Source organism: Pirellulales bacterium, assembly GCA_035533075.1.
GTDB lineage: Bacteria > Planctomycetota > Planctomycetia > Pirellulales > JAICIG01 > DASSFG01.
The window spans coordinates 37373-53425 of record DATLUO010000092.1 but is presented as its reverse complement, the minus strand read 5'-3'; the positions used below and the strand labels follow the sequence as shown (position 1 = coordinate 53425).

Here is a 16053-nt window from a genome sequence, read left to right as displayed (position 1 = left end):
TGAAGTAACTTGCATGTTCGGCCTCCTTGCCGCGGGTTGCCTGGGATGTTTGATGCACCACAGGTTTACCCGTTTTTGGCATGGAGGCCGATTTCAATTTGACCGAAACTGCCTCGCGAAAACCGCGAAACTTGAACTCAGTAAGCTGGGTAAAACTTGGAGCGAAGCCGCGAGAATGCTGCGGCTGCGAAAAGAGGACCTTCAGTAACGGTATGAGTTGCTAGGACACTGATATGAAAACCGCCAACCGAGAGAAGACTTCCGGCACCAGCGGCGCTGCGCCATTTGGGCATGTCCTCCGCGCAAAGCGTCTGGGGAAAAAACTCGGTCTGCGCCGGTTCGCCGAGCTCGCTGGCATTAGCCCCACGTACCTATGCCGCGTCGAACAGTGCAGCGTGATGCCGCCAACTGTGGATCGTGTGAGACGGATGGCAGAGCTGCTGGAGGAGGATCCCGACCAGTGGGTCGCGTTGGCGGGCAGGGCCCCTGACGATTTGTCAGCAACCATTGCTGAGGCGCCCGTCGAAGTCTTGCAGATTGTACGCGCAATGCGTGGTATGACCCCAAGACAACTCCAGAAGCTTCGCGACGCGGTCGATCGCATAACGCAGGGGAGCTGATTCATCGTACCAAAAAGCGCCAGCATCGGGCCGCTGGAGAATCAATGTCGGCAAGTCGGGCGTCGGCGACTCGATGGGCGGAAAAGGGTTCCGCACGGGCGTCAATGCATGCGCGCGACGCTATACGTCGATCAGCGTGCCCGGCAGCGGCCTGCGGTACACCAAGAGCGGCGGCAAGGCAGCGACCGGCTGCCTGCTGGCCCTGGTCGCCGTTGTTGGCTGGACCCTCGCATGCCTCGTGGTTGCGTAGGAGGGTTCGGGGTTCAGGGTTCAGCAGAGCGAAGACCGACCGCTGGTCGTCGAATGGGTTGGCGTGGGCCGCTCGAAATCAGGGCCTGCGGCCATCCCTCATATCGATGCCTGACAAAGCGTTAGGCGCGCAGTGACAGCACCAGATGACGGACCCCGGCGAGCAAGGCGCCGACTGCGAAGAAGAACATCAGGGCCGAAAGAATGGGCGGCAAAGCGAGGCCCGGAATCGGCTCCAGCAAGACCTGCACGAGCGCCGGCAGGGGCGCGTTCTCGCCCAGGGGCTCGAACCATTGGACGAACCTTTCCCAGAACCACCGCCAAGCGAACACCACGATCACGGTCGCCAGACAAAGGAAGGGACCGTAAGGAATCTCGCGGCCCATCCCCAAAGCCCACTGCGTGAGGCCGAAGACAAGTCCGATGCAGGGGGCCACAAAAAAGATGAAAATCGGCGCCTGCCAGCCCAGGTACGCGCCGATCATTGCCAGCAGCGTCACGTCGCCGAATCCCATGGCCTCTTTTCCCAGAAGGGCCGAGAAGATGATCCGCACCGACCAAATCAGGGCGCCGCCCATGGCCAGCCCGCTGAGCGAAGTCAACAGCGCCGCCCAGCCCGGCCCGCCCAACCACCAAACCATCATGATGCCCGCCCCGCCGCAGACAGCGATCATGAGGATCGACGGAAAGTTCCGCGACCGGACCGCATGGCCGATAAACATCCGCACGGCTTTTTCGAACCCGCGCCGCGGAAGCCACAACCAGGGGAGCAGCGACAGGCACCAGAGCCAAAATACCCCCAGGCCGATGAGCAGCGGCAGGGTTTGCTTGGGCGCCTCCAGCCAGGCCGGCCACTGGTCGGGGTAGCTTCGGGCGGGATACACCAACGTCATGAACTCGACGAACTGAATTCCGGGCGGCTTCACGTGTACGTCGACGGGCATCAATGTCCATGAATACCCGGCCGCCAACATCAAACCGATCAGCGTGCCCGGCACCGTGATTTCGTCGGGAATAATCCGCTCGTCGAAGTCGATGAGCGTCGCGGCAAGCATGAAGAACGACAACACCACGTGGGCGGCGAAGATCGCGTACATGATTTCCCAGGTGATCGGACTCGGCGGTATCTTGGCGCCGGCCGCCACTTGGCCCCCCGAGACCAGCATGCCCCGTTCGACCTCCCACCAGTAGAGTGCCGCACAGAGAGCACCCATCAAGAGTTCGGCCAGCAGCGGCGAGATCCAAAAACCGCGGCCCAAGGTTTCGCTTTTGCGGGCCAGCCGCCACCAGCCGACGAGCGGCAGCCGATCGCGCCAACGGCCGCGCCCATCGTAAGGGTGCAACCGCGACCAAGGATTGCGGCCCGGCCGCATACTAAGACCATAAGCCAGCAGGGTGGCGATGTGTCCCAACAACACACCGGCGGCAAAGACGGCCGCCAGCCGGTAGTAAATCGGTATTTTCTCCAGTTCGATCACGAGATTTCCTTTTAGAGATGAATCTGCTCGATGATTACTTGGGCGATTTCGCCCGGTGATTTTTCGTCGGTGTCAATTTGCATGTCGGCACACTGCTTGTAAAGCGGTCCGCGCTCGGTCAACAGGCGCACGACTTCCTCCTCGCCGCCGGCCGTGGTGAGTTTCGGTCGCCGGCCGGCCGTCGTGGCATCGAGCGCGGTCCGCTTGAGAATCGTCGCCGGCGACGCTTGCAACCAGACGACACGGTCGCAGCGGGCAAGCTGCCGCCGGTTCGCCTCACGCAACACGGCGCCGCCGCCGGCCGCAATGACCAGGTTCTCTCTCGACACCAGTTCCGCCAGCACTTCCTCTTCCAGGTCGCGAAAACGGCCCTCACCGTCATCGGTGAAGAGGGCGGCGATCGACTTGCCCGCCTTCAATTCAATTTCTACATCGGCGTCGACCCAATCGCAGCCCAGTTCCAAGGCGAGATGCCGGGCAACCGTGCTCTTGCCAGTGCCTCGATAGCCGATGAGAACGAGTTTCATGCAGGACGGGGTGGAGGCAATTTTGGATTTTGGATTTTGGATTGGGGTCTTTGGTCTTGGGTCTTGGGATCGCCGTCCCTAACCACTAACCACTAACCACTAACCACTAACCACTAACCACTAACCACTAACCACTAACCACTAACCACTAACCACTAACCACTAACCACTAACCACTACTGCTTGGCCGGGCCGATCGTCCGTTTGAGCCTTTCACGCATCAGTTCGGCGGGGGCGTCCTGGCCGGTGAACAGCTTGAATTGCAGGGCCGCCTGCCGGATGAACATATCGACGCCGGTCACGACCGTGCAGCTCCGTGCCCGTGCGTCCTTGACCAACAGCGTGCTTTCGGGATTGTAAACGGTGTCGAACACGATCATCGACGGTTTCAGGTAGTGCTTGTCGTAAGGCGATTCGTCGACGTGCGGGTGCATGCCGACGGGCGTGCAGTTGACCAGCAGGTCGACCCAGAAGTTGTGCCGCGTGCCCCAATCGACGGCCTTGCAGTTGAGCGCGCCGGCCAGCTTGTCGGCCCGCTCGCGGGTGCGGCTGGCGATGACCACTTCGGCCCCGCGCCGCTGCAGGCCGAAGGCGATGGCCTTGGCCGCCCCGCCCGCCCCCAGCACCAGGGCCACTTTGCTGGTGACGTCGGCGTCGCCGCGTTCGTTGGTCAGCGCGTCGGTGAGGCAGTCCATGGCGCCGCGATAGTCGGTGTTATAGCCCGCGAGCTGTTCTTCTTCGAAGACCAGCGTGTTGGCGGCCGTGATGCCGCGCACCGCGCCGTCGATCTTCGTCACCCGCTTGAGCACCGCCTCTTTGTGCGGAATGGTGACGCTCAGGCCCTTGATGCCCAGTTCGGGCACGTCGTCCAGAAAGCTGTTCAGGTCTTCGCGCGGAATGCGGAAGGGAATGTAAACTTTGTTGAGCTTAAGCTCGCGGAAAGCGGCGTTGTGGATGATCGGGCTGAGGCTCTGGGCGATTGGGTCGCCGATGACCCCGTAAACCTCCGTCTCGGCCGTGATCTGGTCGTAGCCGTAGATCTCCCTCATTTGCTGGAAGCTGAGCTGCCCCGGCGCGAGCGTCCGCTCGTGATGAAACGTGGCATAGCTGAACGGCGCGCCGCAACGCCCCACCAGCAGCCGCGACGGCGTGCCGATGTCGCCCATGCAGATGCCCACCGTCGGCACCTTGCTCTCCTTCACCATCCGCAGCATCCGCACATTGTCGTGCGGTTGATTGGCCAGCGTCGAGATTTTGATGATGTCGGGATCGAGCTTCGCCAGCCGAGCGTGGATGGCTTCCAGGTCGTCGGGCGTCTTGCGGAAGTCGTGCAGGCTGACGATGCGTTTGGTCTTGCCGTACCGCGGAATCGCCCCGGCGACATCTTCCTCCAGGTCGACGTAGTCGACGCCGTCGGCGATGGCGGTCCGCAGCAGCACCTGGCGCTCCTGTTCGGTGCCGCTGTACTTGCCCCCGTCTTGAGGCCGGCGGATGGTGACGATGACGGGACCGGGCCGTTCGACAAGCAGGCGCTTCAGGTTGATCTGGCCGTTGATGTAGTCGAGCCGCAACTCGACGAGCTGGGCGCCTTGTTCGACCAGGTGCTTATGCTCGGCGATGACGTGCCGGTGCCGCCCACGTCCGATACTGACGCAAATCATGACAGATGAATGTGGCCCAAGGTCCGCGATGAATTCGATGAATCGTCTATTCTACTCGAAACGATGCACCGGGGGCCACGGAAAAAGATGAGAGATGTGGGATGGAGTGGGCGCAGCGAGTGGACTGGTGATAGTCGTCAGGCGTCAGGCATCAGGGGCCAAGTGTCAGCACTCGCCTAGATAATCTGGTCCCACAAGCTGGCCTGGGCGAATCGCGACAGGTGCGATTCTACTCATCGAATCTACTCATCGAACAGCTTTCTATCGGATGGCCGATCGCGGTCGAGAGCGGCCTTCAATTCGGGCCAGGTTTTCTCGTCGCAATCAGATTCGTCATTCAACCATCGATCGATCAGCGCGATTGCCTCCGCCGCCCGCGACGGACGAATCTTTTGCGTGGCGCCGCCTACAAGCATTTGATTAATGACCTGTTCGTGCTGCGTCATTTCACTCCTCCAAAACCCTTCGCCAATTCAAACCGACCGACCAATTATACCACGGTTACTCGGTCCGCGTGCCAGCCTCGTCGATATTGTCTAGCGCCTGTTCCTCGTCGCGCTGGCCCACTTTCTGCTGCAATTGGCGGCGGGCCTCTTCGTTGGAAATGCCGTTGCGTTGGGCGTGCTCCGCGACGGAGTACTCCGTCAAGGCCCCGCCCACGCCGTTTTTTGTGTGAGCCAGCTCGCTATTGCGTTGGCTACTTTGACAGCCGCCGGAACTTGCCAGTGCGACCGCCAACAAAGTCAGCCATAATGCCGGCAGAAGCCGAAAGAAACCGCCGCCGAGTGCTGCCAGGCTGGCCACCGTTCTTGCTCCGTTAGAATGAAGGAAGAGATGCGGGTGGAATCATAGCGTTTTGCCGCGGCGGGGCAAGGTGAGTTGGGCGCGCTGGCGATACACAATCCACACAACTCAGGCAGGATACGATGCACAGGAAATCAACATTGCCGTTAAGAGGGCTGGCGGCGCTCATGTTCATGACGGCCGTGGTGCCGACAACCAGAGCCGTTTCAGCCGCGGGACGGCCTTCAGAAGCAGCGGTGCCGGTCCGCGGCCCGATTCACGAGGCGTTCGCCCAACCGCTCTCAGGCGCCGAAACACCGGGCACGGTCTTCGACGGGCGGCCACCTCCACCGCTGGCCCACACGCCGCCGGCAACGAAACCCGGTATCGCAGCGGCCGCTTGGATTCCCGGCTACTGGGGCTGGGAGCCGGCGATGGGCGATCTGGTTTGGGTGCCCGGCGTGTGGCGCGTCCCACCGCCGGGCATGCGCTGGGTGCCGGGCTATTGGAGTGTGGCAGACCAGGGTTGGCGCTGGGTCCGCGGCTTCTGGTTTCCGCGCAATCAGCCACGGCTGCAATACCTGCCGCCCCCGCCCCCGCCGGCAAACGAACCGCCCGCACCGACGCCCCCCGGCGATCGCTTTGCCGTCCCCGGTTATTGGAGTTACGAGGGAGAAAAATACGTTTGGCGGCGCGGCTTTCAGGCACCGTTCAAAGCGGGATGGGTGTGGATGCCATCGCACTCGGTCTGGACCCCGCGAGGCAGCGTATTCGTGCCCGGCTATTGGGATTTCGCGATCGAGCGTCGCGGGCTGGCGCTGCTGCCAATGGCCGCCGGCACGCAATCGAACGTTTCGCCCAAGCCGGCGTTGGCGATCAACCTTGCCGACTTGAGCGAGGCATTGTTCGTCGGCGCGGTGTACGGTCACTTCTATTTCGGCGACTATTTCGATGTCCTGCCTGGCGCTGCCGACATCAAACCTTGGTACGAGCCGGACGCCACGGGGCGTCCCGAGCCGGACTTTGCCTACGAGCGTTGGCGGCACCAGCCCAAGAACGCCCACTGGGCGGCGCGTCTCGCGGAGCGTTATCAGGCCCGCCGCGAGCATGCTGAACGGCGGCCGACACTGGCGCGGCCGAACGAAGCGGTGCCCTCCGCGGCCAGGCTTCGTCCTGAGATACTTCGCCAGGCAGCCCAAGCTGCCAACGGCTTGCGGCAGCTCGCTGTGATGCGCGAAAAGTTCGAATCGACGGTCGACGCCGCGCCCGCGGGCGGCGTGGCCACGTTGTACCTTCCCGCCGCTGCCGATTCAGAGACTCAAGTGCGGGCTACGGAGCAGCCTCGTGCCTCGGTGACGGAGGAATCGTTGCCGGGAATCTCCGGACGGCGAGTGCCGGGCGTCGGGCAGCGAACTTTGCCGGGCGTCTCGGGCCGCGCGGTGCCCGGCGTCGAAGCCGACCTGCCCGACGTCGCCGCGCCCGGCGTCGATCGTCGACAGATTTCGCCCAAGCGATAGGAGGCTGGCCAATCTCACGGCTGCAACACAAGCTCCCTTCAGATGGCGCGTTGACTGCGGTCCATGCTATTTGCCGCTGGAGTCGGCTGTGGCGTTTGCTTCGGCCGGCTGCTCACGCGCCGCCAAGTCGCGGGCGAATCGCTCCAGCGCAGCGAGGAGGTCGCTATCCTCGACCTCCCAGAGCGAATGCCCGGTCTCGTCCTCTGCCAGCAAACCTACCGTCGCCAGAATTTGGCCGAATCGCATCTCCGGGCATCGCGCGCGCACCTCGGCCATTCGCTCCAACAGCCCGACAATTACCTCACTGGTTTTCATATCGTGTCCCCGATCTTGGGACTCTGGGCCTTCGGTTGACGCAGCTTGCCGAGCACCTCGACGCGTACCGTCGTTCCCTGCAATAATTTGGCGACTCTCGTCGCACGGGTTACGCCGTCCACCAACTCCAGTATACCATCGGAGCCCTCGTTATATCGCTTAAAACGCCTCCTTCAACTGCACTCCTTGCTTGTTCTGCTGATAAATGTTCTTCAGGTTCTCGCACTGCATTTGCTGGATCATGCTGTTGCTCTCCTGCAACTGACGCAGCAACTGCTCGCTGTCGTTGGCCATTGGCTTGCCGGCCGCGCCGGCGGGCTGCTGCTCGGCTGGCGTCGCTGCCGGCGGCGGAGGTGTGCCGAGCTCGGCGTGTCCGCGGAAGAAGGCGTAGCGGTTGTCGCCTTCCTCGGCAATCACCGTGGCCGTGCCTTGCACGCCATTGGCCACAAACACGCCCCGCAAGTCGGTTTCGCCCGAAATGAACTCGGCGTTGCGGCTACCGATCACCTTGACGTGGACCTCGTTGATGTAGCGGTCCTTCGTCACGTCTTTCACCGTCGTCCGCACCTCGCCCGATGAAGGCTCTTCCTGCACCTCAACCTTGAGCGGCGTCACCAGCACCAGACCGCTGGCGTGCAGATCGTCGCCGCGGCAGACGACCAGGTAAGCCCCTTCGTCCTTCAGCGGCAACGGCAGCTTCCGCGTGCGATCGCGATAGTCTTTGCCGTCGCCCAGCTCGATCGCCGCCTCGTGATAGGGGCGGATGCCGGCCAGGTTGATGTCGGTGATGTGCGACAGGTTTCGCTTCAACAAGCTGAACTTCATCAGGTCGATCTTGTAGACCCGCGTGTCGCAACGGGCGACGTTGCGAAACTTCAGATCGACCTTAACCTTTTCGTCCGGCTCGAACGTGCTCACCTCGGGCAGCTCGATCGCCTTGCGGGTGAAATACTCGATCGCCCGGCGAGCGTCGGCGAACCGCTCCTCCACGCGAGTATACTCCTTGATCGCCTCGGCCGCTTTGCCCAGGCTGTTGTAGACCTGGGCCAGAATGTAGATCGCCTGCCACTTGTTGCGGCTTTCTTCCTCGCGGCCCGTCTGGCGATCGACGTGCTTCGCTTCGGCCACCTTGCGGCACATCTCCAGCGCCCTTTCGTGCTCGCCCAGGGCGAAGTAGCTGTAGCCGACGATGTACCAGAAACTGTCGAGATAGTCGCTCGACGAATACCGCTCGGCGAACCGCTGGCAGCGTTCGACCGCTCGGGCGTAGGCCTTCAGTTCCAACAGCGCATTGGCCAGCGAAAAACTCGCCTGGTCGGCCGCCGGGTCTTCGGGATAAGCCGTCAAAAAGCCGTCGAGCATGGTGACGGCGTGCTCGATCAAATCGACCCGCGTGATCTTCTTGTCGCGCAGCTTCTGGTCGCCCGCCGCCTGCTGAGCATAGGCATACACGCGCTGGGCCAAGGCATACTGGGCCGCCGCGGCGTAGGGCTCCGGCGGATACTCGGCCAGCAGCCGCCCCATCACCGCCACGCTCCGCAAAAATTCTCCCTGGCCCTCCAAGAAGCCGGCCACGTTGCTTTCGCGCGAGAAGCTGCCTTCGATCGTCGCCCGGAACACCAAAAAGCTCCGCTCATATTCGCCGATCTTGTCATAAGCGGCGCCGACCCGCACGATCTTCGCAAACGGCAACTCTACGTCGGGCCACTTTTCCTTGATCAGCTCGAACCAACGGACGATCTCGGCGTCGACGCCCAGCTCCAGATAAACGTCGAGCAGCATCCGGGCAGACTCCTGATAGAACTGCGGCTGCAAGTTCCACTTGTTCATCAGCTCGGTCAGATGCGCCGCCGCAGCCTGCCACTCGTGTTTCTCGAAGTAGCGCTTGCCGAACTCGAACAACTCGCGCGGCGAGAGGCGATACTCGTCCTGGCTCTTTTGCCCCAGCGGCAGCACCGTGAGCTGCCGCGCGTCGGCCACGGCGAGCTGATCGGGCCGATAGGCGTTGCGGACGGCGGTCGGCCCCGCGCGGTACTCGCCCGGCAGATAGCCGTGGACGTCGAACTGGATCGGTCCGGGCCACTTCTGACTGCCGATGAAGAACGTGATCTCGCCGGGCGTCAGCTCGAACCGCTCGAACGCGCCGGTGACCGATTGCTCGATCACCGTCACACCGGCCGGCAGCGGCTCGCTGACGACCAGGTATTCCACCTTTTCGTCGGCCGTGTCTGCCCGCAAGTTGATGCGCGAGACATGGAGCTCGACGTGGCCGCGCTGGCCGACGGGCAACTGCGTGAGCGGATTGCGGAACGTGGTGAAAGCCCCTTGCAACACGTCGAACCCGCGGGGAATGGTCTGCCCGTCCAGCTCGCGCGGGGCCGGCTCGTAGAAACGTTTGACCAGCCAATTCTTAGTGGTGCTCTTGAGCTTGCCGGCCGGCACGAAGCCGCTCAGCAAGCACTGATAGGTGTATTGGCCGCGGCCGGCCAACTGGAACTGAATCCGCTGCTTGTCTTTCTTGAGCAGGCCCGCCGGGATGGCAACGGTTTGCGTCTTGGCCTCGGGCGTCACATCGAGTTTCGTCACCTCAAAACCGTTGACGACCAGCGTAAGCTGATAATGCTCGGTGTCGAAACGCGTTTTGGCGAACCACTGGCCCAGCGCCAACATAGCGGGGCCGGTCGCCTTGTCGGGCGACCAGCGATGCCCGGTGCGATGGGCCATCAGCCAATCGACGTGGTCCCTGATTTTGGTGCTTTCCGGCTCGGCTTTTTCCAGGGCCAACAGGTAAAGTGCCCGCAGTTCGGCCGACGAATCGTTCCAGGCCAGCACTGCCCGTGTGTTGAGTTCTTCGACGCTGCCGTCGAGCTTTCGCTTGGCGAGCAGCTCGAACAGGTCGTGGGCCATTGGCTGCCGGTCCATCTCGGCCAGGGCCAGCGCCAGGTAGACCAGCGCACCGGTCGAGAGCGCGGGCCGATTGCGATAGAGCCGGTTGGCCAATGTAAAGTCGCCGCGGCCGGCCGAGGCGAGCGCGGCCAGCAGCACCGATTTGCTGTCATAATCCGTCTCCGCCGTCGTCGCCACCTGGCTCTGAATGTATCCGATGGCCTTCTCAAAGTTGTCGTCGGCTACTTTGTAGCCGGCGGCTTTGCCGAGGCTGAGCGCCCAGACAACGCGCGCCGACGTGTAGCGATTGCTGGCACCGCCGCGTCCGGTCCAACTCCAGCCGCCATCGTCGTTCTGCGACGAAACCAGCAAGCTCAACGACGAGCGCACTCGGGCATCAAGCGCTTCGGCCTGCGGCGTGCCGGCCTGCCGCGTGGCGCCAACGAGACGCTGCAAACCGATGGCCGCCATCAGGTCGCTCGTCGAGGTATCGATGCCCGAAGCCAATCGCAAGGCACCAAGCTGGCATAACGGCGCCGGCGCTAGAAGTGCGTCGAGCAAGCTTTGCTCGACGGTCGGGCCGACGATCACCTCCAGCTTGGGCGATTCGAGCGTCATGCCTTCGGGCGCTTCGACGAAGGCCGTGGTATCGCTGGTGGCCGAGCCGCTGGCCGTTGCGAACACCGGCATCCCATAAGGCCGAATCGGCACCGTCCGCCGCACCACATCGCGCTTCTCCCCGGCGACGATCGTCAACTCGATTTCAACAGCGTCTGTGCTTGCTTCCTCTTTCTGCCCTTTGCCTTCTGCCTTCTGCCGTTCTTCCTCTCGGGGCAGTTCCAACTTCACGCTGAACGGCACCTCCTGCATTCCCTTGCTCGCTTCGATCGTCTTCTTCTCTTCGACCGCCTTGCCACCAATGGTCGTCTTAAGCGTGACCTCGATCTTCCCCTTCTCGACCGCGTCGTTGTGCATGGTCGTGAGAATCTCGGCCTCATCGCCGTCGGTGAAGGCCAGCGGCAGCTTCAGCTCGCCGAACAGCTCCTTCTTAACCACCAGCTCGCTCTCGGCTTCCCCAGCCAGTGTCTCGGTGGTGATCCCCTTCGCCAGCAGCTTCCACGCCGTTGTCCGCTCTGGCAATGTGATCGTAACGGTGGCCTTACCGTCCTTGTCGGTGACGATTGCGGGATTCCAGTATGCCGTTTCTTGGGATGCTTGCGGCGGCAGTATTACGGCCCCCGCTGTTCTCATCGCCTCAGCCTCCTCAAGCAGCTTCGCATTTTTTTCAGCCGCATCACGTAGCTTTTGTCCGTCGGGTATCGTGAAGTTCAAGCCGAGTTGCCAGGTTTTCTGGCTTCCATCGGCCAAGAGGACCGTGGGGTTGGATTCCGGTTTCGCCAGCCGACCCATCATCAGCGCGCTGGCATCGGCCGGAGCGAAATACATCTGATTGCGATCCGCCAACTCCGACTTGGCCGCTTCGGACTTAGCTTCGTCTTGCTCAAAAAACGGTCGAGCCTTTACCTTTCCGTCGTTAACCCCAAAACCGTATGCCTCTGCACCGGCCTGGCGGCTGGCCAGGCCAGACCTCCGTCCTGCGAAACCGCCTAATCCGCCAGCCACGGGGCCATTGGCGGCCGGCACGCCACTAACTGAAAGATCATCGAATGGAATCGCTGATTCCTCAACCACCATCGATCCCCTTGGACGGCGAATCTGATCGTAAAAGACGTCGCCACTCGCGCGGCTCTGAGTTTTTGCATCATGTTCGATCGTGCCGACAAGATCGCCAACTGGATAAACGTTGGTCCCTAGCACGCTCTCGACCTCGCCGAGTTCTTCTGCCACTAGAGCGTCGTCCATGTTGCCGTTGCGCAAGGACAGTTCGCGATTGACTTTCGCTCTCGCTTGTGGCTCCGCCGCGATCTGTTGCCGTTGCAACTCGGCCGTTTGACTTGAAGTCAGTTCACTCAACGCCTTGCGTCGCTCTTCCTCCATCGCCTCAACTTCCCTCCGATCCTTTTCCGCCAACAACTGCGGGTTGATGGGCTGCGTTGCGGGATAGTAGGAGAATGCCACGCTGGACGCGGTGCGTACGGCTGAGGCGCGCGGTTGGCCGCGGAAGAAGTCGGCGATGGCAGCGACGTTCGAACCGAACATCTCCCAGAGCGCCTGCTCGATCATCGCCAGGCTCAGCTCGGCTTCGACCGGCTTGCCTTGCGGATCGCTGGCCGTGATCGTTACCTCAACCTCTTCGCCCGGCCGGGCAGCGTCGCCTTGCTTCGGCTTGGTTGCGATCGTCAATCGTAGCTCGCGCTCGACCGTGAAGGGGCTGGATGCCTCGTGGAAGCGCCGCGGAACGCCACGGGGCCCAGGGGGCGCCCCGTTCCCTACAGAGTTGTTTTCCGGGTCGTCGTCTTTTTCCTTCGCCTCACGGGCGTCGGTCATCACGGCGACGGCCAGATCGAAATTCGGCGCCAAGAGCGTCGTCATGGGGATCGCCAGCTCGTTGGCGCCGGTCTTAAGCTGCACGAGCTGGTAATCCAAAATCTTGCCGCCCTGGAAGGTCACCAGCGCCAAAGCCGGGGCTTCGCGCCAGTGCAACTGCACGGTGGCGCGATCGCCGACTTTGTATGTGTGACGGTCCGCCAGGATGCGCAGACGAACGCGGTCGCTGTCATCGGAAATCTGCACCAGCGACGTGCCCGAAATCGGGTTGTCGAAACGATCGGTTCCTTCCGCGCGCAGCGCATACTGGCCGCCTTCTTCTAGTCGCAGCGTAAGCCGGCCTTTGCCGTCCTTGTCGGTCGCGATTTCGTGCTCTTCGGCTTCGGTTTCGCCGACTTTGCCCTCGACGGTCGTCCGTTTGAGTACGTTCAAAGTTAGTTCTTCACTGATCGGTTTGCCCTCGGCATCGCGGGTGTTGAGGGAAACCTCAAACGTCTCACCGGAGACGAACACCTTGCGGACGGTGCTCAGGCCGATCGAAAAGCCCTGCGTGGCGAGATAGAAGTTGACGCTCGTTCGCAGGTTCCGCTCGGCCAGCGTGACCACCAGCGGCAGCGTTTGCGACTCGCGGTATTCGCGCGTCGGCAGCTTGAACTCCAGCTCGCCCTTTTCGTCGGTGGTGCCGGTGTAGACTCGGCCGCCGGCAAGCTGATAGCGAATCTCGCGGTCGGCCAGCGGGGCGCCGTAATAGAATTTGGCAGTGATCTTACCGACGATCTCTTCGCCTCGATAAAAAACTTTTCGATCGGTATCGACCGCCAGACGCACCGGTTCGAGCTGATATTCGTGAACGCGGAAGGCGCCCTGGTAGTTTTGCCCGGCGTCGTCATAAACCTGGATGCGATAGTCGCCGACCACGCTGCTGTCGGGCAACACAAAGTGCGCATGGAAGCTGCCGAATTTGCCCAGCGTCACTTCGTCTTGCCGAATGAGGCGGCTGCGGCTGTCGTAAACCTCAAAATGAAACTTCTTGCCTTCGTCGATCGTAAAACGGTCGTCGGCCACGTTGCGAACGACGCCACGAACGTGAACGAGCTGCCCGGCGCGATAAGCGGGGCGATCGGGATAGATGTAGCCGCGCGCGGTGAGACCGCTGGAGACGCCGACGCCGTTCAGGCCGACAACGTTCGAGGCCACGCTTAAATCAGCCACCGAGAACACCCGCACGTCGCCGGCCGACTTCAGTTCTTGGTACGATTTCTGGAACACGCCATCGTCGCCCGCCTCGCCTTCGGCAAACACCTGCTGGCCGTTGGAAATCAACAGCCGCACCTTGGGCCACGGCTTGCCGGTCCGCATGTTCTGGGCAAACACAAAGATTTCGTCGCGCGAGCTTTTGACGATCACGTCGAGGTCGCTCTGGATGACCAGCGTCGTCGCCTCCAGCGTCTTGCCGCTGACGGTGACGGCCATCACGCCGCCCGGCACGCCGGCCACGCGGAACTCGAAGGGGATCTCCACTTCGCTGGCAAGCTGCTGATACTGGGCATATTTCGGCACATCGAACTCGAACGTCTTGTCGGGGTCGATCAGGGCGATGTCGAGACCTTCCACGCCGCCGGCCAGGTGCATCTTGCGAAAGTAGGTTTCCAGATCGACCGTGTAGGCCCGAACCGTGACCGACTCGATGTTGCGGGTGGTGAGCTTGATCTTGGGCGTCTCGTTCGAGCGGAACACGCGCTCGGTGGCGACCGTCATTTCCTTGGCGGTGAGTCGGCTGATGCGCTGCTGGGCCTTGGCGGCGTAGTTGCCCCACGTCACTTTCCGATATTCCTTGAGGGCCTCTTCGAGCTTGCCCTGCTTCTCTTCCAGCGTGAGGGCCACCAGGTATTGGGCCTGCGACGATTCATTCGTGTTGGGATACTTCGAGACGACGCGCCGCCACTCGGCGATGGCCGCGTCGTAATCTTCTTCCAAAAACTTCATGCGGCCGAATTCGAGCAGGATGCGCGGGGCACGCGGATCGAGCGGGTATTTGACCAGGAACTCTTGCCACAGCTTGCGGGCCTGATCGTAGCGTTTGGCTTTGGCCGCCTCGGCGCCTTGGAGAAACTCGGTGTCGATGATCGAACGTTGCACGTCGCTCCAGGCCGAATGGGCCGGATGCTTGGCCAGGTAGTCGCGCCAAGTGGCCAGCGCCTCGTCGAACTTCTTCTGAAGCTGATACGAACGGCCCAATAGCACGCGGGCATCGGCCAGCTCTTCGCGACCGGCGGACCGCTCGTCGCCCAAGAACTTTTTGAGCCTCTTCACCGCGTCTTCGTATCGTCCGCAATGGACGTAGGCATTGGCGATGCGCAGATAGGCTTGCCCGGCCAGCTTGTGCTCGGGGAATTCTTTCAGGAACGTCTCCAACGAGGCGACGCCCAGTTCCAGGTCTTCCGTCGACGAGGGAGCGGGCAAGCCGTAGGTCTCCGAAAGCCGGAACGTCGCCTCGGCAATCCGCTCGCTGTTGTTGTCGGCGTAGGTGGCCAGCAGGTCCTGCCAGGTGCGACGGGCTTCCTCACGTTGGCCCATCGTCAACTGCACCTCGCCCAGGCGAAAACGGGCTTCCAGGTCGAGGGCGCTATCCGGATGGTCTTTGGTGAACTGCGTGTAACGGTTGGCAGCCTCCTGATGGTTGCCCAACTCCTGGTAGCAGCGTGCCACACGCAGCTCGATCTCTTCGCGTTTTTCGGGCTTCGGGCCGACTTCGAGCGCCTTGTTGTAGAACTCGAGGGCCTTGGCATAGTTGGGCTGCTGCTGTTCGTCGGCCGGCTTGAAGTAGCCGTCGGCGAACTCCAGATAGATGTCGGCCAGTTCCTCCTTGCGATCGGCCGACAAGAGGTGCTCGGCCTCGGCACGATAAATCTGCTCTGCGGCCTGGAAATCGCCTTTGCGGGCCAGCGCCAGCGCGCGGCCAAACCGGTATCGACGTTGCCAGCGGCTCTCGGGGAACCTTGTCTCGGCGGCCTTGTAGGCGGCGATCGAATCGTCGTAACTGCCGGCCAGGTAAAGTGATCGGGCTTTGAGATAGGCCAGCCATTCCTGGTCGGCTGTTTTGTCGCCCACCGCCTTGTCGATGGCCGCCACGGCGTCGGCGTATCTGCGGTCTTCGAGCAATGCCCTGATGCTGTCGGGCACCGTCGGCTCGGCCGGCTCGATTTGTGGTCGTTCGGCGGGCTTCTTTTCGGGCTTATCGGCGGCCGAAATCGACGCCGCCGAAATGCTGCTCAACCAAGCCAACGCGACAAACAGGGTGCGATGCGTGCGGGATCTCATGCCTCAACTCCTCCTCAAGGGCGAACGGTTTCGATCGCAACGAAGCCCGGCACCAGCCGGATAAACGAAATGGGACCTCCACCCGGCCATTACCGGCACACGCCGGCGGCAGGGCCGCCTGCCCCGAATGTTTGACGCCCGAGCCAACCGAAAAGTTTCACCAGAATTTGGCGTCAGCCATGATTCTATCATTACGGCGACCGGGGAGTCACGCCTTCAGCGGACGCGGGTTGAATCGAGGTCCGCGT

General features: G+C 62.2%; 9 protein-coding genes and 1 pseudogene. 3 read left to right on the top strand and 7 right to left on the bottom strand.

The window, feature by feature from the left end; translation table 11 throughout:
- The first annotated feature begins 233 nt into the window (after positions 1–233).
- Both VNH11_12700 and VNH11_12695 read left to right on the top strand, forming a co-directional pair.
- Positions 234–620 (top strand): helix-turn-helix transcriptional regulator, encoded by a 387-nt coding sequence (locus tag VNH11_12700; GenBank protein HVA47219.1) that lies wholly within the window; start codon positions 234–236, stop codon positions 618–620.
- A gap of 19 nt (positions 621–639) precedes the next feature.
- A pseudogene (locus VNH11_12695) lies at positions 640–870 on the top strand (DUF4236 domain-containing protein).
- Between the two features lie 121 nt (positions 871–991).
- Here VNH11_12695 and VNH11_12690 read toward each other — a convergent pair.
- From VNH11_12690 to VNH11_12670, 5 genes are all read right to left on the bottom strand, one after another.
- Positions 992–2347, bottom strand: coding sequence for an A24 family peptidase (locus tag VNH11_12690; GenBank protein ID HVA47218.1), 1356 nt, complete (start codon positions 2345–2347; stop codon positions 992–994).
- Positions 2348–2358: 11 nt separating this feature from the next.
- The gene (locus VNH11_12685) at positions 2359–2874 is read right to left on the bottom strand and encodes a shikimate kinase (protein ID HVA47217.1); all 516 of its coding nucleotides are present in this window, start codon (positions 2872–2874) and stop codon (positions 2359–2361) included.
- Between the two features lie 176 nt (positions 2875–3050).
- A complete protein-coding gene (aroE, locus tag VNH11_12680) occupies positions 3051–4535 on the bottom strand; it encodes a shikimate dehydrogenase (protein HVA47216.1) in 1485 nt (494 codons plus the stop codon).
- 242 nt (positions 4536–4777) lie between these two features.
- A complete protein-coding gene (locus VNH11_12675; protein ID HVA47215.1) occupies positions 4778–4981 on the bottom strand; it encodes a hypothetical protein in 204 nt (67 codons plus the stop codon).
- Between the two features lie 55 nt (positions 4982–5036).
- Positions 5037–5339, bottom strand: a complete 303-nt coding sequence (locus tag VNH11_12670; protein ID HVA47214.1) for a hypothetical protein — start codon at positions 5337–5339, stop codon at positions 5037–5039.
- Positions 5340–5461: 122 nt separating this feature from the next.
- Here VNH11_12670 and VNH11_12665 point away from each other — a divergent pair, with 122 nt between their 5' ends.
- Positions 5462–6835 (top strand): hypothetical protein, encoded by a 1374-nt coding sequence (locus VNH11_12665; protein HVA47213.1) that lies wholly within the window; start codon positions 5462–5464, stop codon positions 6833–6835.
- Between the two features lie 66 nt (positions 6836–6901).
- Here VNH11_12665 and VNH11_12660 read toward each other — a convergent pair whose 3' ends face one another.
- Both VNH11_12660 and VNH11_12655 read right to left on the bottom strand, forming a co-directional pair.
- Positions 6902–7150, bottom strand: coding sequence for a hypothetical protein (locus VNH11_12660; protein ID HVA47212.1), 249 nt, complete (start codon positions 7148–7150; stop codon positions 6902–6904).
- A 159-nt stretch (positions 7151–7309) separates the two neighbouring features.
- Positions 7310–15805, bottom strand: a complete 8496-nt coding sequence (locus VNH11_12655) for a tetratricopeptide repeat protein (protein HVA47211.1) — start codon at positions 15803–15805, stop codon at positions 7310–7312.
- Between the last annotated feature and the right edge of the window lie 248 nt (positions 15806–16053).

Bases quoted from the DNA above. Each gene is read 5' to 3' on its own strand.
- VNH11_12700 (HVA47219.1), top strand. From the start codon at position 234: ATGAAAACCGCCAACCGAGAGAAGACTTCCGGCACCAGCGGCGCTGCG.
- VNH11_12685 (HVA47217.1), bottom strand. From the start codon at position 2,874: ATGAAACTCGTTCTCATCGGCTATCGAGGCACTGGCAAGAGCACGGTT.
- aroE (HVA47216.1), bottom strand. From the start codon at position 4,535: ATGATTTGCGTCAGTATCGGACGTGGGCGGCACCGGCACGTCATCGCC.
- VNH11_12675 (HVA47215.1), bottom strand. From the start codon at position 4,981: ATGACGCAGCACGAACAGGTCATTAATCAAATGCTTGTAGGCGGCGCC.
- VNH11_12665 (HVA47213.1), top strand. From the start codon at position 5,462: ATGCACAGGAAATCAACATTGCCGTTAAGAGGGCTGGCGGCGCTCATG.
- VNH11_12660 (HVA47212.1), bottom strand. From the start codon at position 7,150: ATGAAAACCAGTGAGGTAATTGTCGGGCTGTTGGAGCGAATGGCCGAG.
- VNH11_12655 (HVA47211.1), bottom strand. From the start codon at position 15,805: ATGAGATCCCGCACGCATCGCACCCTGTTTGTCGCGTTGGCTTGGTTG.